Here is a 19,315-nt window from a genome sequence, read left to right as displayed (position 1 = left end):
AAAGGGGGAGGCCGCCCCACTACGACCGGCCTCCCCCACACCACAACACGTTGTCGCGCATTACAGCCGGGCAGCGCCCGGCTCTACCATCTCCACTCCACGCGCGCGACGGATCAGCCGCGTCACGGCATTGCGCAGGTCATCGAGCACCGCATAGATCGTCGGCAGGAACAGCAGGCTGACCACGGTCGAGAACGCCAGGCCGCCGGCAATCGCGCGCGCCATCGGTGCGTACTCCGGGCCGTTGCCGAACATCTGCGTATTGGTCAACGAGATCGGCACCATCGCCAGGATCGCCGTGCCCATCGTCATCATGATTGGCCGCAGGCGCTCGCGCGAGCCTTCAACCAGTGCCTGCGTTCGGCCCATGCCGCCGCGCCGCAGGTTGTTGATGTGCTCGATCATCACGATGCCGTTGTTCACCACCACGCCCATCAGCACCAGGATGCCGATGAAGGACATGATCCCGAACGAAGTGCCGGTGATCCAGAACAACCAGAACACGCCGAAGATCGAGAACAGCACGCCGCTCATGATCGCCGCCGGGAACAGCAACGACTCGAACACCGCCGCCATCACCACGTAGATCATCACCAGCGCGATCAGCAGGTTGAACACCATCTGCTGCATCGCTTCGTCGTCGTTGCCGTAGTCGCCGCCGTCGAAGGTGAAACCATAGCCGGCCGGGAAGTTCATCGGCTTGAGCACGGACTCCATCGCCTTGCGGCCATCCGGCGCGGTGACCTTCTCGGCCAGGTTGGCCTTGATGGTCAGCGTGGTCTGGCGGTTGGTGCGTCCGATCTGGGTGGCCGAGGAGCCGACGTCAACGCTGACCAGGCTCAGCAGTGGCACGCTGCGGCCATCGCCGGTACGCACGCTGAAGCCGGCCAGGTCTTCCGGGCTGCTCTGCTCGGCACCAGCGAAACGCACCCACACCGGCACTTCGTTGTCGCCACGGCGGAACTCGCGCATCGGTGCACCGCGCAGGGCCAGGCCGACGAAGCTGGCCACCTGTTCGGCGTTGAAGCCGAACGCCGCCGCACGCTCGCGGTCGACGCGTACCTTCAGCTCGCCGCCCTTCTCGCCATTGTCGATGCGCACGTCGCGCAGCTCGGCACGCTGGGCCAGCAGCGGCACCACTTCCTGGCCGATCTCCTGCAGCATCGAACTTGAGTCGCCGACCAGCTGCACCTGCACGCCCTGGTTGCCGCCACCACCGCCATCGCCGCCCTGGTTGCCGACGAAATAATCGGTACGCGCCGACTTCGGCAGGCCCTTGCGTAGTTCTTCCTGCAGCGCCTTGATGTCCTTGGCGTACTTCTCGTCCAGGGTGACCACGGTCGAGCTGCCTTCCTGCTCGCTGTACCAGGAGTACACCTGCTTGACGTGCAGGCGTTCGCGGTTGGCGTCGATCCAGTTCTCCACACGCGCCACTTCCTCGGACATCTGCCGATAGGTGTATGCGCCCTTCCACATGTAGCCGATGAAGATGTCCTTGCCGCCATCCCCGCCGAACATGTCGACCTTGGTCAGCTTCATTGGCACCAGGCTGACCAGCACCACCAGCACGATGCCAAGCAGGCTCCAGCCGCGATGGTGCAGCGACCAGTCCAGCAGCTTGGCGTAGCGGCGCTGCAGCCGCGCGATCAGGCCGGTCTGCGAGTGCACCAGCTTGGGCGTGGCCATGCGCGCGGACAGCATCGGGATCAGGCTGACCGCAACCAGCCACGAGGCCAGCAGCGAGACCGAGATGGTGATCGCGATCTGCGCCATGAAGATGCTGATGTTGTTGGTCTCGCCGAACAGGTTCGGCACGAACACGATGCAGTGGCACAGCGTGCCGGCGCTGAGCGCGATGGCCACGTTGCGGGTGCCGATGATCGAGGCCAGCCGCGGCTGCCCGGGCATGCGCTCGCGCTCCTGGTAGATGCTCTCCACCACCACCACGGCGTTGTCGACCAGCATGCCCACCGCCAGCAGCAGGCCCATCATGGTCAGGATGTTCAGCGTCACCCCGACGAAGTACATGAAACCCAGGGTGATGGTGAAGCAGATCGGAATGGCCAGGGTCACCATCAGCGTGGACGGCCAATGGCGCAGGAAGAAGAACAGCACCGTGATCGACAGGATTAGGCCGACCGCACCGGCCTCGGCCAGCTCAAGCAGCGAGGAGGTCACCGCCTTGCCCTGGTTGTCGATCACCTTGATCTGCACGTCGCGCATCGACGGCTCCGCGCGGATCGCTTCAACCTCGGCCAGCGCCGCGCGCGATACCTCCACCAGGTTGGCACTGCGCTCCTTGAAAATGTCCAGGCCGACGGCCGGGTTGCCGTCCAGGCGACGCCCGTAATTCATCCGCGCCGGTTTCAGGCGCACGTCGGCGATATCCCCCAGGCGCAGGCCCTTGGCGTTGATCACCAGGTCGCGCATCTCCTGCAGGTCGGTGATCTCACCTACCGGCTGCACGCGCACGCGCTGGCCGTTGTCATCGATCTGCCCGGCCGAGATCGAGAAGTTCAGCGTGCGCAGGCGCTCGCTCAGCTCATTGATGCTCAACCCGTGCGCATTGAGCCGGTTCGGATCGATGGCGATCTCCACCTCATTCGGCGGTGCGCCGGTGATGTCAACGCGGGCCACGCCGGGAATGCGCTCGATGCGCCGCTTGAACTCGCGGTCGAGCATGTCGTAGGCGGTGGTCAGGTCGGTGGTGCTGGCCAGGCGCACCTTCAGCACCGGCTGGTCGCTGCTGGACCACTTGAACACGTTGTAGCGCTGCAGGTCATCGGGCAGGTCGCTGCGGATCGCATCGATGCGCTCGCGTGCATCGGAGGCGGCGATGGCGATGTCGCGGTCCCAGTCGCTGAACTCGATGAAGATCAGTGCCGCTTCGGAGGTGGCCGACGAGCGCATGCGCTTGATGCCAGTCATCGTCGCCAGCGACTCTTCGACCGGTCGAATGATGGTCCGCTCCACTTCCTCCGGGGTCGACCCGGTATAGGGAATCTGCACGAACAGGAACGGCGCGGAGATGTCCGGCAGCGCCTCCAGCGGCAGCCGGAACGAGGCGATCAGGCCGATCACCACCAGTGACACGAAACACATGATGGTGGTGACCGGACGGCGGATGGAGAACTCGGCAACACTCATGCCGGTTCCTCCGCACCCGCCGCGCTGCCCGCCGCACCCGGCTCGATCTCACCGGTGTGCTTGCGGCCACGCTCGCGGTAATAGGCATCACCGCGGCGATCCATCAGGTCGTAGACCACCGGGATCACCAGCAGGGTGAGCAGGGTCGACACCAGCAGGCCGCCGATCACGGTGATCGCCATCGGTGCACGCACTTCTGCGCCCTCGCCCATCGCCACCGCCAGCGGCAGGAAGCCGAACAACGTGCACAGCGTGGTCATGATGATCGGCCGCAGGCGCGAGCGTGCACCTTCCACCAGGGCCTCATGCTTGGCCACGCCGGCCTCGCGCAGCTGGTTCACCTTGTCGATCAGGATGATCGCGTTCTTGGTGACCAGGCCGACCAGCAGGATCAGGCCGATGAACACCACCACCGAGATGGGCTTGCCGGTCAGCATCAGCGCCAGGATCGCGCCGACCAGCGCCAGCGGGATGGTGAACAGGATCACGAACGGATGCAGCAGCGATTCGAACTGCGAGGCCATCACCAGGTAGACCAGGAAGATCGCCAGGCCGAAGGCGAAGATCAGCGACTTCGCCGCCTGTGCCAGTTCCTCGCCCTGGCCGCCGATGTGCAGGCCGACACCCGCGCCCAGCGGTTGCTCGGCCACCATCTGCTGCACTTCGCGCATGGCCGCGCCCAGATCGATATCGCGCAGGTTGGCCGACACGACAGCGACGCGGGTCTGGTCGGCGCGATGGATCTCGCTCGGGCCAGTGGTGGCCACCACATCGGCCACCGCGTCCAGCGTCACCGGGCGGGTGCTGCCCGGATTGACGATCAGCCGACGGATGCTTTCCACGCTGGCACGATCACCTTCCTGCGCACGCACCAGCACGTCGATCTTGCGGTCACGGAAGCTGTAACGGGTGGCGACATCACCACGCACCTTCTTCACCACCACATCGGCGATCTGGCGGGTGGTCAGGCCCAGTGCACCGGCGCGTTCCTGGTCGAAGCGGATCTGGATTTCCGGGAAGCCCTCTTCCACCGTGGACTTCACGTCGGCGTAGTGCGCATTGCCACGCAGCATCGCCGCCAGGCGCTGGCCAGCCACTTCCAGCGTCGCCATGTCCTGCCCGCGCAGCTCGATTTCCAGCGGCGTGGAGAAGCTGAACAACGCCGGCCGCGCGAAGTCGACCTGTGCACCCGGATGCTGGCCCATGCTGTCACGCAGGCGCTCGGTGATCTCCGCTTCGGTACGCGCGTTGCCACCGCCTTCCATCACCACGGTCAGCTTGCCGATGTTCTCGCCGCTCTCGGTCGGGCTGGCATCCAGGCGGGTGCCGCTGCCACTGACGCCGTACAGCGAGGCCACGCCCTCGCCGTTGCCGTGGGCCAGCTGCAGCTCGCGCACCAGCGCATCGGTCTGCTTCAGCGGCGTGCCGGCCGGCAGCTTCACCGTCATTTCGAAACGATCCTGCGCCAGCTGCGGGATCAGGTCGGCACCGAGCATCGGCACCAGCGCCATGGTCGCCACGAAGATGATGGTGGCCACGCCCAGTACCTTGCCCGGATGCGCCAACGCGTTCGGCAGCAGGCGCAGATAGCCGCGCTCGGCACCGGCGTAGGGCTTCATCGCCAGATCGCTGGCCTTGCGCATCACCGGGCCGACCACCGCCACCACGCCACGCCACGCACGCACGACCAGCCAGGCCAGCGCATAGAAGCTCCAGCGTGCGGTTGCGACGGCACCACGACGCCCCAGTGCCACCGGCTTCTGCCAGCGGTTCTGCGGCTGCCACGGTTCGTTCGGTGCTTCTTCCGGGAACGCCAGCGGCGGCCGCCCCTTCAGCGAGCTGAGCATCGGGATCAGTGTCATCGATACCAGCAGCGAGATCGCAATGGCGATCGCCACGGTCAGTGCCTGGTCGCGGAACAGCTGGCCGGCGATGCCGTCGACGAACACCAGCGGCAGGAACACCGCGATGGTGGTCAGGGTCGAGGCGACCACCGCCATGCTCACTTCGCGGGTACCGGCAATCGCCGCCTGCAGGATGCCCAGGCCACGCTCGCGGGCCTTGGCGATGCTCTCCAGTACCACGATCGAATCGTCCACCACCAGGCCGGTGGCCAGTGCCAGGCCACCCAGCGACATCACGTTCAAGCTCAGGCCCAACTGGCCCATGAAGAAGAACGTGGCGATGATCGAGACCGGCAGCGACAGGCTGATCACGAACGTGCTCCAGCCATCGCGCAGGAACAGGAAGATGATCAGGATCGCCAGCAGGCCGCCGATCACCGCATCCTTCTTGACGTCGGCGATGGCGTGTTCGATGAAGCGCGACTGGTCCTCGATGGTGGTCATCTCGACATCGGAGGGGAACGTGGCCTTGATCTGCTCCAGGCGCTTGCGCAGCGCTTCGGCGGTGGACACGGTATTGGCGTCGCCTTCCTTGTAGATCGCCAGTTCGACCGATTCCTTGCCGCCCAGGCGGATCACCGCTTCACGCTCCTTGTAGCCCTGGCGCACGGTGGCCACGTCCTTCAGGCGCACCGGCACACCGTTGGCGACCACGCTGGAGCCACCACCGGACGATGCGCTCTGCGCCGCCGACGCCGCCGCGATGGCCGCCGCAGAGCCGGTCGATGCGGCGATGTTGAACATCTGCTGCAGTGCCGAGTCCGCCGCACTGCCGTTCGACGCCTGGGTGGTGACCAGCAGGTTGCGGATTTCCTCCAGATCGGCGAACTGGTTGACGGTACGCACCAGGAAGCGCTGCGAACCCTCCTCCAGGCGACCGCCGGAGATGTTGATGTTCTCGTCCTTCAGGCGCTTGATGACGGTGTCGATCGGCAGGTTCAACTGGGCCAGCTTCTGCTGGTCGATGTCGACCTGGATCTCATCCTCCAGGCCGCCACCGACCTTGACCGCCGCCACGCCGGCAACCGGCTCCAGCTTCTTCTTCAGGTCTTCATCGGCATAGCGGCGCAGGCCGGTCAGCTCGCGGATCGCATCGGCATCGGTGGCCGGCGCGTCCTTGCTCGACAGCACCAGGCGCATGATCGGCTCGGTGGACGGATTGAAGCGCAGCAGCACCGGGGCCTTGGCCTCCAGTGGCAGGTTCAGCGCTTCCATCTTGTCGCGCACCTCCAGGCTGGCCTGGTCCATGTTGGTGCCCCAGGCGAACTCCAGCACCACATCGCTCTGGCCGGTGCGCGAGACCGACTTCAGCTTGCGCAGGTTCTTGACCACGCCGACCGCTTCTTCGACCGGCTGGGTGATCAGGGCTTCGATTTCGGTCGGCGCCGCACCGGTGTATTCGGTGCGCACGGTCAGCGTCGGGTAGCTCAGGTCGGGCAGCAGGTTGACCTTGAGGTTGCCCAGCGCGATCAGGCCGAACAGCAGCAGCGTGACCGTGCACATGGCGATGGTCACGCGGCGGCGGGTGGCGAATTCCACCAGGCCGCCGCGCATGCCGGCGGCGGCGCCGTCGCTCGCCGGCGAGGCACCGTGGTCGTGGCCCGGGGCGGTCATTGCTTGCTCCCGGCCTTGTCTGCCGGCGTGGGGGCCGCTGCGACCGTCTTCGCCTTGCCCTTCGGATCGGCGATCACCTGCACCGCGGTACCGTCGCGCAGTGCGACCTTGCCGGCGGTGACCACCTGATCACCGGCCGCCAGGCCATCACGGATCTCCACCCACGGGCCCTCGGCGTAACCCAGCTTGACCGGAACGCGTGCGACCTTGCCTTCGCGCACCCGGAACACCGCCGGCTCACCGTCGTCGAGCAGCGCCAGGCGCGGCACCACAAGCGCATCGGCACGCTGGTCGTAATCGATGCGGATGCGCCCGAACATGCCGGGCTGCAGCGCGTGCGCGGCGCCATCGAAGGCACTGACCACGCGAAACGTGCCGCTGCCCGAATCCACCACCGGCGCGATGCGATCGACGGTGCCGGTGAAGCTCTGGCCCGGCAGCGCATCGGCAGCCAACGTCACCGGCTGGCCGGCGCGCAGCGTGGCCAGTTCGCGCTCGGGCACGTTGAGGGTGGCTTCCAGGCGCGAGTTGTCGACGATGCGGAAGATCGGCGTGTTGATCTGCACGAAGTTGCCGGTCTTGATCGAGCGCGAGGCGATCACGCCGGAGATCGGCGCCACCACCGTGGTGTAGGACAGCTCCAGCGTGGCCAGGCGGTATTGCGCGCGGACGTTCTCCAGGTCAAAGCGCAGCTGGTCGACATCGGCGGCACTGACCATCTGCTGGCCAACCAGTTTCTGGGCGCGCTGGTAGTTGTTTTCCAGCTTGCGCATCTGCGCTTCGCTCTGGGCAACGGCCAGGCGTGCGCGGTCCGGGTCCAGGCGCACCAGCGGCTGGCCGGCGCTCACCCGCTGGCCTTCCTCGACCAGCACCGCCAGCGCCACGCCCGAGGTCTTGGCGACGACCTGCGATTCGGCGCGCGGTTCCAGTGCAGCGGTGCCGGTGTAGCTGGCCGCGACCGCACGATGGCTGGCCACTGCCACCTCGACCGGGACCGCGTCGACCTTCTTCTCCTCCTTGGTCTCGGCAGCCTTGGCTTCGGAATTGGGCCCTGCGGCGCAACCGCCCAGCAGCAGGGAGGTGGAGATCAGCAGTGCGGCAGCGCAGATTCCGCTGCGGCGGCCGGTCAGGAAGGTTGGGTGCGACATCGTCAGGTCCCTGGAGGATGCGTGGACAGGTGTGGTAGCAAAGTAATGCACCACTTCACGGCCACACCATATCCCAAAGGTCATGGTGCCTTCACGCCACCGGTCGGACCGACCCCATTTCAGCTAGATGAAACCTGGGGCTATACTCGGGTCGTTCCGTACCCCACGCCGGAACGACCAGACCCGAATCCCCGGAAACGACACCATGCGCCCGCAGCCGCTCGCCGCTTGTCTCGCTCTGGCCGTCCTCCTGCCCCTTGGGGCCGCCGCACAGCCCGCTCCTGCTCCTGCCACACCCGCTCCGGCCCCGGCTCCTGCCGCCGCGCCGGCGCCTGCCGCGCCCACCGGCAACTTCGACAATGGCCGCGTGTTGGCCTACACCTGCCAGGGGTGCCACGGCATCACCGGCTACAAAAACGCCTACCCCAGCTACCGGGTGCCGAAGATCGGCGGCCAGACCCAGCAGTACCTGGCCCAGGCCCTGACCGAGTACCGCCAGGGCAAGCGCCGGCATCCAACGATGCAGGCGCAGTCGATGAGCTTCAGCGAACAGGAGATCGCCGATCTCTCTGTTTACCTGTCCACCGTCAAGTAAGGCCCGCCCATGTCGAAAGCCGCGCATCCGATGCGTCATGCCATCGCCCTGTCCGTTGCCCTGCTGCTGGCCGCCTGTTCGCAGTCGCAGGTGGAAAACAGCGAGAAATCCGCCGCCGACCCGGGCCATGCCAGCGGCGAACACGGTTCTTCTTCTTCGGCCGGCCTGCCTGCAGGCCGCGAGGCCGCCGGTGAAGCCCGCGCCAAGGTGAAGGGCAAGGCCACCAACCAGAGCTGCATCGACTGCCACGGGGCCGACGGCAATGCGCCGATCGACCCTACCTACCCCAAGCTGGGCGGGCAGTATGGCGATTACCTGGCCCATGCCCTGCAGGCCTACCGTGCCGGTGACCGCCAGCACATGCTGATGACGCCGCAGGCGAAGGACCTTAGCGATCAGGACATCGCCGATCTGGCCGCGTATTTCGGCAGCCGGCCGAGCCAGCTGCGGGATCTGCACGGGGTCAAATGACCGTAAGCCGCCACCAGATCCTTTTTAATAAAATCATGGGCGGGCACCTTCCCATGATTTTCTGTTCAAGGGATTGAAATGGGATTTGTAAAGCTGGAGTACACCCGAGGTCAAATTCGCCGTGCAGGAGAAATCCTCTATCAAGGGAATCCTGAACAAATTGCGGCCGTAATGCCAATTATTACTAACTGGCGCGCTGCTCACGCATACCCTCTTAACACTTTTCAAGCAACGCTGAGGCAGCGCCTCAAAAAGCTTGGAAATCGAACAGCTGAGCGCTCTTTAGTTGGCGAACGTCTGAAGCGACTACCATCGATTGAAGCAAAACTTCACCGTCAGCGCGGGATGAAATTGGAACGAATGCAGGACGTAGCCGGACTGCGCGCGGTTGTTCCTGATATTTCTGCACTGAAGAAAATTCACGAGATATACCGCGAAAGAGCGCTAAGGCACGAGCTTCGCAACACTTACGATTACGTACAGTCCCCAAAAGAAGATGGCTACCGGAGCATCCACTTGGTCTATCGCTACGAAAGCGCCAAGGCTCCTCAATATAATGGACTTTCGGTAGAACTACAGCTTAGAACCCGCCTTCAACATGCGTGGGCAACCGCAGTCGAGACTGTCGACATATTTGCCAAACAGGCAATCAAGGCTGGACGACCTCACCCAGATTGGGCGCGCTTCTTTAAACTAGCGAGTGCAGCATTTGCTATCCAAGAAGGCACCCCCCCTCATGAAGACTACCGCGGACTTGGCATCGATGAAATAAGCAAAGACCTAGCGGAAGCTGAAAGGAATTTGGACGTCCTTTTTATGCTGCGCGGTTTCAGAATTGCCGCAGATTCAATACAGAACGGAAGGAGCTCACCCGCAGCCTATCATCTGGTGGTTCTAAACACAGAAACCAGGATGCTAAAAGTCACGCAGTTCTCTGAATCAAAACTGGACGAGGCAAACGAGAGTTACGCAGCTGTCGAAGAGCTCGCAGCTCAGGGACAACCACTCAACCCGGTTCTAGTCGCTGGCGGGACAATACATCAGCTGCGCCGAACTTACCCCAACTACTTCCTCGATGCGGGTGTCTTCATAGATCGAGTTTCTCGCTTGTGCGAGAAGCCAAGACACTATCCGACCGCTAGAGCAAACCGAATTCCACCTGCCCCTCCCTCCCTATCAACAGCACTCAACTTGCCGATGGAGCTATCGAAGCTAAATCAGTGGCAGGATGTGACTGCCAGCGCAGGACTGGGATCTTCGCCCACCCTCCCACCTGTGAGAATGGGTTCTTATCAAAACGCATCACTGCCGACGTGGCTCACCTGGACTAGCTTTATTACGTCTGAGCGCGCCGCCGAGCTCATTCCTCCAATGCGCTCGACACTGTTTGATGCATGGAACCACGAAGAACGCATTTCCGGCCGTAAAAAGCGCATACCCATCACTCGAGTGAAGAGTTACAAGAAGTTCACGGGGAAGTAATCAGCTCTTCCAAGTAGTCTGCTCTCCCAAAAAAGGAGATACCAATTGGAAGTGGCCACCTAACCCAAGCAAAGTGCAGACCTTTGCCCGCACTTTATCTTTCCAATCATGCATTGCTTTGATGCATTGACCGAGCTTTCCTCGCTTCAGCCTTCCAGCTCTTCCCAGCGCGCGTAAGCGGCATCCAGCTCGGCCTGCACCTTGGCCAGCTGCTGGGTGTGCGCGGTCACTTCGGCGCTGCTGCGGGTGTAGAACGACGGATCGTTCATCGCCGAGGTCAGGCCTTCGACATCGCCTTCCAGCTTCTCGATGGTCTTCGGCAGCTGCTCCAGTTCGCGCGCTTCCTTGTAGGCCAGCTTGCGCTTGGGCGCCGCCGGAGCAGCGGCCGTGGCGGCCGGTGCAGCTGCCGCCGGCTTGGCTGCCGGAGCGGCAGCAGGCGTCGCCACACTTGCCGCGTAACGCTGCCAGTCGCTGTAGCCGCCGACGTACTCACCGATCACGCCATCGCCTTCCATCACCAGCGTGGAGGTCACCACGTTGTCGATGAAGTCACGGTCGTGGCTGACCAGCAGCAGGGTGCCGGTGTAGTCGCCCAGCAACTCTTCCAGCAGCTCCAGGGTTTCCACGTCCAGGTCGTTGGTCGGTTCGTCCATCACCAGCAGGTTGGACGGCTGCGCGAACAGCTTGGCCAGCAGCAGGCGGTTGCGCTCGCCACCGGACAGGCGGGTGATCGGCGCACGCGCACGTTCCGGGGTGAACATGAAGTCCTGCAGGTAGGCATGCACGTGCTTGCGCTTGCCGTTGAACTCGAGGAAATCGCGGCCTTCGGCCACGTTCTCGATCGCGCTCCAGTCTTCGCGCAGCACCGCGCGGTACTGGTCGAAATAGGCAATCTGCAGGTTGGTGCCGGCGTTGACCTCACCCTTGGCCGGCTGCAGTTCGCCCAGCAGCAGCTTCAGCAGCGTGGTCTTGCCGCTGCCGTTGGGGCCGATCAGGCCGATGCGGTCGCCGCGCAGGATGGTGGTGGTGAAGTCGCGGACCATGGTGCGCTCGCCGAAGGCGAACGAAATGTCCTTGACGTCGATGACCTTCTTGCCGGAGCTGACGCCCTGCGCGGCTTCCATCTTGACGTTGCCGCTGAGGTCGCGGCGCTGCGAACGCTCGGTGCGCATCGCCTTCAGGCGGCGCACGCGGCCTTCGTCGCGGGTACGACGGGCCTTGATGCCCTGCCGGATCCACACTTCTTCCTGCGCCAGCAGCTTGTCGAAGCGCGCGTTTTCCTGCGCCTGCGCGTTGAGGCGTTCCTCGCGGCGGCGCTCATAGTTGGCCCAGTCGCCCGGCCAGCTGGTGACCTGGCCGCGGTCGATCTCGACGATGCGGGTGGCCAGTGCACGCAGGAAGCGACGGTCGTGGGTGACGAACACCACGCTGCCGCTCCAGCCCTTCAGGAATGCTTCGAGCCAGTCGATGGCTTCGATGTCCAGGTGGTTGGTCGGTTCGTCCAGCAGCAGTACGTCGGGGCTGGACACCAGTGCACGGGCCAGCAGCACGCGGCGCTTCATGCCGCCGGACAGGCGGCCGAACTCGGCCTCGCCGTCCAGGTCGAGCTTGGTCAGGGTTTCGCTGACGCGCTGGTCCAGGCCCCAACCGTTGGCGGCGTCGATCTTGGCCTGCACGTTGCCGAGGGCTTCGCCATCGAATACTTCGGCATGACTGAGTTGGTGGAATTCGGCCAGCCACTGGCCCAGTTCGCCGAGGCCATCGGCGACGACGTCGAACACCGAGCCGGCGGCGCCGTGTGGCACTTCCTGCTCCAGGCGGGTGACGCGCACGCCCTGCTGCACGCGGACTTCGCCGTCATCGGGCTTGTGGTCGCCGGACAGCAGCTTGAGCAGGGTGGATTTGCCGGCGCCGTTGCGGCCGATCAGGGCGATGCGTTCGCCCGGCTCGATCGACAGTTCGGCCTTTTCCAGCAACAACGGGCCGCCGACACTGAAGTCGACGTTCTGTAGGGTAATCAGAGGCATCCGGATATTGTACGGGTTGGGGGCGTCGGCCGGGTTGCACCCGGCACCCGCAGAGGCCACTGCTGCTGCCGAAGCAACAGCCAAAGCTCGTTTCCTGTGGGATGGCAGGGCGGTGTGGGTCTGCAGGACACGCCGTAAACCCATCCTTGGGGGCTCGTTGGCACAATCCATGGCGCCAACGGTCCTGCAGACCCACATCACCCCGCCTCTGACAGTTTCCCGCGATCTGTCGGAACGGCATTCTGCTCTGCTGGGTGTCGACCTTGGTCGACACGGTAGATCCACGCCATGCGTGGATGAACGCTGGAGGGACTGTCGATGGATGGGATCGACTGGGGTTCTGATGGATTACCCCACCTCCCCCAGCAACGCCTGCAACCCCGGCAGCCATTGCTTGCCCGGGTGACGTACCAGCCACAGCGTGCGCTGCAGGGCGGGCAGCGGAGTCTCGAGCACGCGCAGGCGGCCGAGGGCCAGGGGCTCTTCCAGCGCGTGACGCGAAAGACAGGCCAGGCCGAGGCCGGCGATGGCGGCCTGCTTGATCGCTTCGGTATTGCCCAGCTGCAGGGTCTGGGCGAAGCCACGCAGGTGCGGCAACAGGGCCTGTTCGACGGCTTCGCGGGTGCCGGAGCCGGGCTCACGCAGCAGCCAGCGTGCGGCGCGAAGTTCATCCAGCGTCCAGCGCGCGGGGGCGTCGGCGGCAACGACGATCACCAGCGGGTCCTGCTGCCAGGCCGTGACCTGCAGGCCACGCTCGTGGCACGGGCCTTCGATCAGGCCGGCGTCCACGTCCAGACGCTGCACGGCAGCGACCACGCCGGCACTGTTGTCGATGCGCAGGTCGACCTCGGCCTGTGGCGCCTGGCGCAGCAGTTCGGCAATGCGCGGCGGCAGCAGGTAATTGCCGATGGTGGTACTGGCGGCCAGCACCAACCGCAGCGGTGCGCCCTGCGATGGGTCGCCGCCGGCAGCCAGCTGCCGCTCCAGATCGGCGGCGTTGACCAGCAGGGTGCGCGCCGGCTCCAGCAGTGCGCGGCCGTGCCCGTTCAGCGCCAGGCGGCGGCCGATGCGGTCGAACAGCGGGGTACCGAAGTGCGCTTCCAACTCCTGCAGGGCGGCGCTGCTGGCCGACTGCGAAAGCGCGATGGCCTGGCCCGCGGCGGTAGTGCTGCCGTGATCGGCGATGGCGACGAAGACCTGCAGCTGGCGCAAAGTCAGGCGCATGGCACTTACCTTCTTGATGGGTAGGTTTCACCAATATTATTCGTTTTACAGGTCATCGTCCCGGGCGCACGCTTGCCCCATCACTCCAGCCCTGCCCCTGCCATGAACGCCCCCGCCCTCTCCCCCTGGTCCCTGCCCGCCCTGCGCCAACGCTGGCAGCCACGCCTGCCCGGCCTCCTGCTGGTGGGCCTGATCGCGGCGGCGTCGCTGTACCTGGCCGAGCTGCCGTGGCTGCAGGCACATGGCCTGAGCGCGCTGACCGTCGCCATCGTCGCCGGCATCGTGGTCGGCAACACGTTCTACCCGCGGCTGGCACCGAGCAGCGCGGCCGGTGTCGGCTTTTCCAAGCACTGGCTGCTGCGCGCCGGCATCGTGCTGTATGGGCTGCGCCTGACCTTCCAGGACATCGGCCATGTCGGCGTCACTGGCGTGCTGATGGACGTGCTGGTGGTTGCCAGCACCTTCGGCCTGGCCTGCTGGCTGGGCGTGCGCGTGTTCAAGATGGAGCGCGAGGCAGCCATGCTGATCGGTGCTGGCAGCGCGATCTGCGGTGCGGCAGCGGTGATGGCTGCCGAACCGGTGGTGCGTGGCCGCGCTGCGCATGTCACCGTCGCGGTCTCGACGGTGGTGGTGTTCGGCACGCTGGCGATGTTCCTGTACCCGGCGCTGTATGCACTGGTGCAGTCGCACGGCTGGCTGGCGATGGACGCGCGGCAGTACGGCCTGTTCACCGGTGCGACGGTGCATGAAGTGGCACAGGTGGTGGCGGCCGGCCGTGCGGTCAACGAAGCAGCGGCCGACACGGCGGTGATCACCAAGATGGTGCGGGTGATGCTGCTGGCGCCGTTCCTGATCGCGCTGTCACTGTGGCTGGCCCGTGGCGGCAAGACCAGCGCCGACGGCAGCAAGGCGCGCATCGTGGTGCCGTGGTTCGCGTTCGGTTTCGTGGCGGTGGCCGGGTTCAACTCGCTGCATCTGCTGCCGGCCGGCCTGCAGGCGGGGCTGGTGCAGCTGGATACGGTGCTGCTGGCGATGGCGATGGCCGCGCTGGGCCTGACCACCCACGTCTCGGCGCTGCGCCAGGCGGGCCTGAAGCCGCTGCTGCTGGCACTGATCCTGTTCGCCTGGCTGCTGTTCGGCGGCCTGGCGATCCACCAGGGTGTGCTGGCGGTGCTGGGCTGAGCAGAAGCGTGCCGACCAGGGTCGGCACCAACCCGTAGATCCACGCCATGCGTGGATGACGACTCCGATGGTGTCAGAGCCCTTTCCTGCGGAAAGGGATCCGACCCCGCCCCATTAGGCGGGAGCTGCCTTCCGGACGGGTACAATGCGCCATGACTGACTTCTCGACCCTGCCGCTGAGCCCGGCCCTGCAGCCCGGCCTGGATGCCCTCGGCTACACCACTCTCACCCCCGTGCAGGCGCAGAGCCTGCCGGCCATCCTCGATGGCCGCGATGTGATCGCACAGGCGCCGACCGGCAGCGGCAAGACCGCCGCCTTCGGCCTGGGCCTGCTGCAGTCCATCGACCCCAGCGTGATCCGCGTGCAGGCGCTGGTGCTGTGCCCGACCCGCGAACTTGCCGACCAGGTCGGCAAGCAGATCCGCAAGCTGGCCACCGGCATCCCCAACCTGAAGCTGTTGCTGCTGGTCGGCGGCGTGCCACTCGGTCCGCAGCTGGCATCGCTGGAAGGCCATGACCCGCACGTGGTCGTCGGCACCCCCGGCCGTGTGCAGGAGCTGGCGCGCAAGCGCGCGCTGAATCTTGGCGCGGTGCGCACGCTGGTGCTGGACGAAGCCGACCGCATGCTCGACATGGGCTTCGAGGAACCGATCCGCGAGATCGCCGGCCGCACCCACAAGGACCGCCAGAGCCTGCTGTTCTCCGCCACCTTCCCCGACAGCATCCGCGCCATGGCGCGTGACCTGCTGCGCGATGCGGTGGAAGTGACCGTGGAGGGCGCCGACCAGGCACCCGCGATCCGCCATATGTTCTGCGAGGTGGAACCGGCGCACCGCCAGAAGGCATTGGCCGGCCTGCTGCTGAAGTACACGCCGGAATCGGCGGTAGTGTTCTGCAACACCCGCAAGGATGTGGACGAGGTTGCGAATTCCCTGCAGCAGTTCGGCTTCTCCGCACTCGCCCTGCACGGCGACATGGAGCAGCGCGACCGCGAGGAAGTGCTGCTGCTGTTGGCCAACCGCAGCTGCAACGTGCTGGTCGCCAGCGACGTGGCCGCGCGCGGCCTGGACGTGGAAGAACTGGCGGCGGTGATCAACTACGAACTGCCGACCGACGTGGAGAGCTACCAGCACCGCGTGGGCCGCACCGGCCGTGCTGGTGCCAGCGGCCTGGCGATCAGCCTGGTGGCCGGCCGCGAAAAGACCCGCGCCGAAGCCATCGAAGCGCAGATGGGGCAGCCGCTGGACTGGCAGAAGACGCCGCTGGCGACCGCGCGCCCGGCCGAGCTGCCACAGGCGGCAATGCGCACGCTGCGCATCGACGGCGGCAAGACCGACAAGCTGCGCCCGGGCGACATCCTCGGTGCACTGACCGGTGATGCCGGCCTGTCGAGCAAGTTCATCGGCAAGATCGCGATCTTCCCGACCCGTTCCTATGTGGCGATCGCGCGTGAGCAGGCCAACAAGGCCGTGGCCAAGCTGGAAGCCGGCAAGATCAAGGGCCGCCGGTTCCGCGTGCGGATGATGTGATTGAAGCAGCGTTGCCAACCACGGTTGGCAACGATCTGACCGGGTAGTGGCCAACCGTGGTTGGCCCACTCCGTGGCGTCAGTCGCGAAAAGCGCTGCCAACCAAGGTTGGCAACTACCGGTTCCCGGCCATTCGCTCTGGTAGATGCCAACCTTGGTTGGCACCTGCCCTTCGATCAGAACACCAGTTCGGTGTGCAGCGGCAGGTCCGCTTCCCAGCGCGCACGGCCGCCGAGGCCGTCGAGTTCGACCAGCACGCCGGCACCGACCACGTCAACGCCCAGGCGGCGCACCAGCGACAGCGCAGCGACCAGCGTGCCGCCAGTGGCCAGCACGTCGTCGATGATCGCCACGCGGGCACCCGCCGGCAGCGCATCGGCGTGCACTTCGATGCAGTCGCTGCGGTATTCCAGCGTGTATTCCTCGCGCAGCACCTGGCCCGGCAGCTTGCCCGGCTTGCGCACCGGCACGAAGCCGACACCCAGTTCCAGCGCCATCGCGGCGCCAAGGATGAAACCACGCGATTCGATACCGATCACCGCGTCCAGCTTCTGGTCGCGCCAACGGTCGGCCATCGCGGTGATCGCACCACGGAAGTCCTCGCCGTGGGCGAGCAGCGGCATGATGTCCTTGAAGAGGATGCCGGGCTTGGGGAAGTCGGCGATGTCGCGCAGGCGGGAGGCCCACTGCGGAGCGACGATGGCGTCGGTCATGTCACGTTGGCTATCTGATGGCGGCATAGGGTACCTGTTCCGGGCGCCGCCTGCCTGTCGGGGGTGTTCGGCCGGGTTGCACCCGGCACCTGCGGTAGTGCCGGCCGCTGGCCGGCAACCTCAACGGCAACAGCAAGAGCAACAGCGGGTTTCCTGTGGGATGGCGGGGTGGGTCCGGTTGCGGGAGACGCCGTAAACCCGTCCGTGGGGGCTTGGCCGCGGCTTGCTCGTGTGCGCTGTCCTGCGCACACGGCAAGACCGGGGTTGGGCGTCCTGCCCAACCCGCCCGAGGCATGCCTCGGGCCCATGCCGCGGACACTCCCGCAACCGGACCCATCCCGCCTTCGACAGTTTCCTGCGATCTGTCGTAGATCCACGCCATGCGTGGATGAATCTCCATCGAAATCGAATATTTCAAGAATTGAACGAAGAGCATCCACGCATGGCGTGGATCTACCGTGTCGACCAAGGTCGACACCTACCCACAGCAGCGGGAATCTGTCGGAGGTGGGGCGGTGTGGGAGTGCGGGGTGTCAGCCGCATGGATGCGGCTGCCAAGCCTACAGGGACGTACTTGCGGCGTCCCCGCACTCCCACACCGCCCCGCCAAGCCACGGAATCCAGCTTTTGCTCTGGCTGTTGACCTGGCCTCTGCAGGTGCAGGGCGCAGCCCTGCCGAAACCCACCCTCAGGAACTGCAGGACAGCATCGAACAGCCGGCACGATTGTCGGCCCAGGCCGGGCGCTTGCCGGCAAAGTGCTCGAGCCCGGCGCGCTCGGTGTATGGATCACGCAGTACGTCCTGCAACGCATGTACACCGCCAAGGTCGCCCTGCTCGGCGCGATCGATGGCCTCCTGCGCCAGCCAGTTGCGCAGCACGTACAGCGGATTGGCTGCGGCCACCTTCGCCGCGCGCTCAGTCGCCGACAGCGGATCGGCCTGCAGCCGCGCCGCGTAGCCCTGCAGCCACTGCTGCAACGGTGCCTGCACCGTCTGCCGGCGTGCCTCGTCGTAGTACACCGCCTCCAGCACTGCTGTGTCCGGTGCCAACGGATCGATGCGCATCAGCGCGCGCCAGGCCAGGGTCATGTCCATGCCGCCGTCCTGCATCAGCTGCTGCCAGCGCAGGAAGAGCTGCAGGTCGTCATCGTCGGCTGCGGCCAGGCCGAGCTTTGCGGCAGCATCGCGGCGCGTGCAGGCCACGAAGGTCGACTGGTATGCGGCCAATCCAGCCTGCAGCGGCGCCACATCGGCAAACAACGGCGACAGTGCCTGCGCCAATCGACTCAGGTTCCAGTACGCCACCTGCGGCTGCGTGCCGAAGCGGTAGCGACGCCCCTGCGCGTCGGTGGTGTTCGGCGTCCAGTCCGGATCGAAGTCCTCGACCCAGCCATAGGGACCGTAATCCAGCGTCAGGCCGAGCACGGACAGGTTGTCGGTGTTCATCACGCCATGCACGAAGCCGACACGCATCCAGTGCGCGATCATCTCGGCGGTGCGCACCGCGATCTGCGCGAACCAGTCGCCGTACAGCGCTTCGCCCTGCCCTTGCAGTTCGGGGAAGTCGCGGGCGATGCAGGCATCAACCAGCTGCTGCAGCAAGGCGGTTTCCCCGCGCGATGCCGGAAGCTCGAAGGAACCGAAGCGCAGGAAGGACGGCGACACCCGGCATACGATGGCGCCAGGCTCGGCACGCGGATGGCCGTCATAGAACATGTCACGCACCACGTCGTCGCCGGTACCGACCAGCGACAGCGCGCGCGTGGTCGGCACACCCAGGTGGTGCATGGCCTCGCTGCACAGGAATTCGCGGATGGATGAGCGCAGCACTGCGCGTCCATCGGCGCCGCGCGAGTACGGCGTGGGGCCGGCGCCCTTCAGTTGCAGCTCCCAGTGGCGGCCATCCGGCGCAACCAGTTCACCCAGCGAGATCGCACGGCCATCGCCGAGCTGGCCAGCCCAGTGACCAAACTGATGGCCACCGTAGTTGGCTGCCCAAGGCTGCATGCCGGCGTACAGCGCATTGCCGCCGAACACGCGCGCAAAGCCCTCGCTCTCGACCTCAGTGATGTTGAAGCCGAGCATCGCGGCGACGTCCGGCGCCCAGGCCAGCAGCGTGGGAGCGGCCACTGGCGTCGGCATCACCGGCGACCAGGCGGCGCCCAGCACTTCACGCCTGCGCGGGCCGGATTCGGGGTCGCCCGGCAAGGCATGCAGCAGGCGGTTGTCGAAACGGGGGCTGTCGGTATCCATGGGGTTGAAGATGGGGACGACGGCGG

At 65.7% G+C, this 19,315-nt stretch carries 12 protein-coding genes; 5 read left to right on the top strand and 7 right to left on the bottom strand.

The features are described from left to right. Positions 1–60 precede the first annotated feature (60 nt). From AC5P57_RS05635 to AC5P57_RS05625, 3 genes are read right to left on the bottom strand one after another with little or no spacing between them, the layout of a single operon-like run. Positions 61–3,147, bottom strand: coding sequence for an efflux RND transporter permease subunit (locus AC5P57_RS05635; RefSeq protein ID WP_262235626.1), 3,087 nt, complete (start codon positions 3,145–3,147; stop codon positions 61–63). After that, positions 3,144–6,665, bottom strand: coding sequence for an efflux RND transporter permease subunit (locus tag AC5P57_RS05630; protein WP_430542869.1), 3,522 nt, complete (start codon positions 6,663–6,665; stop codon positions 3,144–3,146). The genes AC5P57_RS05635 and AC5P57_RS05630 overlap by 4 nt, the downstream gene beginning before the upstream one ends. Continuing rightward, positions 6,662–7,813, bottom strand: a complete 1,152-nt coding sequence (locus tag AC5P57_RS05625; protein WP_262235625.1) for an efflux RND transporter periplasmic adaptor subunit — start codon at positions 7,811–7,813, stop codon at positions 6,662–6,664. Before AC5P57_RS05625 ends, AC5P57_RS05630 begins: the two co-directional genes overlap by 4 nt. Before the next feature lie 205 nt (positions 7,814–8,018). On the opposite strand from AC5P57_RS05625, the gene AC5P57_RS05620 reads away from it, so the two are divergent. The 3 genes from AC5P57_RS05620 to AC5P57_RS05610 all read left to right on the top strand — a co-directional run bounded on the left by AC5P57_RS05620 (position 8,019) and on the right by AC5P57_RS05610 (position 10,361). Further along, positions 8,019–8,408, top strand: coding sequence for a c-type cytochrome (locus AC5P57_RS05620; protein ID WP_005413034.1), 390 nt, complete (start codon positions 8,019–8,021; stop codon positions 8,406–8,408). 9 nt (positions 8,409–8,417) lie between these two features. Continuing rightward, the gene (locus AC5P57_RS05615) at positions 8,418–8,879 is read left to right on the top strand and encodes a c-type cytochrome (RefSeq protein WP_019661289.1); all 462 of its coding nucleotides are present in this window, start codon (positions 8,418–8,420) and stop codon (positions 8,877–8,879) included. A 78-nt stretch (positions 8,880–8,957) separates the two neighbouring features. After that, positions 8,958–10,361 carry a RelA/SpoT domain-containing protein gene (locus AC5P57_RS05610; RefSeq protein WP_495219503.1) on the top strand — a complete coding sequence of 468 codons (1,404 nt, stop codon included), beginning with the start codon at positions 8,958–8,960 and terminating at the stop codon, positions 10,359–10,361. A gap of 146 nt (positions 10,362–10,507) precedes the next feature. On the opposite strand, the gene AC5P57_RS05605 is transcribed toward AC5P57_RS05610, so the two are convergent. Together AC5P57_RS05605 and AC5P57_RS05600 are read right to left on the bottom strand one after the other, a co-directional pair. Further along, positions 10,508–12,388, bottom strand: a complete 1,881-nt coding sequence (locus tag AC5P57_RS05605) for an ATP-binding cassette domain-containing protein (RefSeq protein WP_495219502.1) — start codon at positions 12,386–12,388, stop codon at positions 10,508–10,510. Positions 12,389–12,736: 348 nt separating this feature from the next. Continuing rightward, entirely contained in the window at positions 12,737–13,612 is an 876-nt protein-coding gene (locus AC5P57_RS05600; protein ID WP_262235623.1) for a LysR family transcriptional regulator, read from the bottom strand. Positions 13,613–13,714: 102 nt separating this feature from the next. Here AC5P57_RS05600 and AC5P57_RS05595 point away from each other — a divergent pair, with 102 nt between their 5' ends. Together AC5P57_RS05595 and dbpA are read left to right on the top strand one after the other, a co-directional pair. Next, on the top strand, positions 13,715–14,794 hold the full coding sequence (locus AC5P57_RS05595; RefSeq protein ID WP_099552299.1) for a YeiH family protein: 1,080 nt from the start codon (positions 13,715–13,717) through the stop codon (positions 14,792–14,794). A 152-nt stretch (positions 14,795–14,946) separates the two neighbouring features. Next, on the top strand, positions 14,947–16,323 hold the full coding sequence (dbpA, locus tag AC5P57_RS05590) for an ATP-dependent RNA helicase DbpA (protein WP_099552300.1): 1,377 nt from the start codon (positions 14,947–14,949) through the stop codon (positions 16,321–16,323). Positions 16,324–16,498: 175 nt separating this feature from the next. Here dbpA and AC5P57_RS05585 read toward each other — a convergent pair whose 3' ends face one another. Further along, positions 16,499–17,035, bottom strand: coding sequence for an adenine phosphoribosyltransferase (locus AC5P57_RS05585; RefSeq protein WP_032128313.1), 537 nt, complete (start codon positions 17,033–17,035; stop codon positions 16,499–16,501). Between the two features lie 688 nt (positions 17,036–17,723). Next, positions 17,724–19,289, bottom strand: coding sequence for a protein adenylyltransferase SelO (locus AC5P57_RS05580; RefSeq protein ID WP_495219501.1), 1,566 nt, complete (start codon positions 19,287–19,289; stop codon positions 17,724–17,726). Positions 19,290–19,315: the final 26 nt, after the last annotated feature.

The sequence above is a fragment of the Stenotrophomonas sp. YJH_SMC_79 genome, from assembly GCF_059367995.1.
This window is presented reverse-complemented; position numbering and strand designations above follow the sequence as displayed.

Bases quoted from the DNA above. Each gene is read 5' to 3' on its own strand.
- AC5P57_RS05625 (WP_262235625.1), bottom strand. From the start codon at position 7,813: ATGTCGCACCCAACCTTCCTGACCGGCCGCCGCAGCGGAATCTGCGCT.
- AC5P57_RS05585 (WP_032128313.1), bottom strand. From the start codon at position 17,035: ATGACCGACGCCATCGTCGCTCCGCAGTGGGCCTCCCGCCTGCGCGAC.
- AC5P57_RS05615 (WP_019661289.1), top strand. From the start codon at position 8,418: ATGTCGAAAGCCGCGCATCCGATGCGTCATGCCATCGCCCTGTCCGTT.
- AC5P57_RS05600 (WP_262235623.1), bottom strand. From the start codon at position 13,612: ATGCGCCTGACTTTGCGCCAGCTGCAGGTCTTCGTCGCCATCGCCGAT.
- AC5P57_RS05620 (WP_005413034.1), top strand. From the start codon at position 8,019: ATGCGCCCGCAGCCGCTCGCCGCTTGTCTCGCTCTGGCCGTCCTCCTG.
- AC5P57_RS05635 (WP_262235626.1), bottom strand. From the start codon at position 3,147: ATGAGTGTTGCCGAGTTCTCCATCCGCCGTCCGGTCACCACCATCATG.
- AC5P57_RS05605 (WP_495219502.1), bottom strand. From the start codon at position 12,388: ATGCCTCTGATTACCCTACAGAACGTCGACTTCAGTGTCGGCGGCCCG.
- AC5P57_RS05630 (WP_430542869.1), bottom strand. From the start codon at position 6,665: ATGACCGCCCCGGGCCACGACCACGGTGCCTCGCCGGCGAGCGACGGC.
- dbpA (WP_099552300.1), top strand. From the start codon at position 14,947: ATGACTGACTTCTCGACCCTGCCGCTGAGCCCGGCCCTGCAGCCCGGC.
- AC5P57_RS05580 (WP_495219501.1), bottom strand. From the start codon at position 19,289: ATGGATACCGACAGCCCCCGTTTCGACAACCGCCTGCTGCATGCCTTG.
- AC5P57_RS05610 (WP_495219503.1), top strand. From the start codon at position 8,958: ATGGGATTTGTAAAGCTGGAGTACACCCGAGGTCAAATTCGCCGTGCA.
- AC5P57_RS05595 (WP_099552299.1), top strand. From the start codon at position 13,715: ATGAACGCCCCCGCCCTCTCCCCCTGGTCCCTGCCCGCCCTGCGCCAA.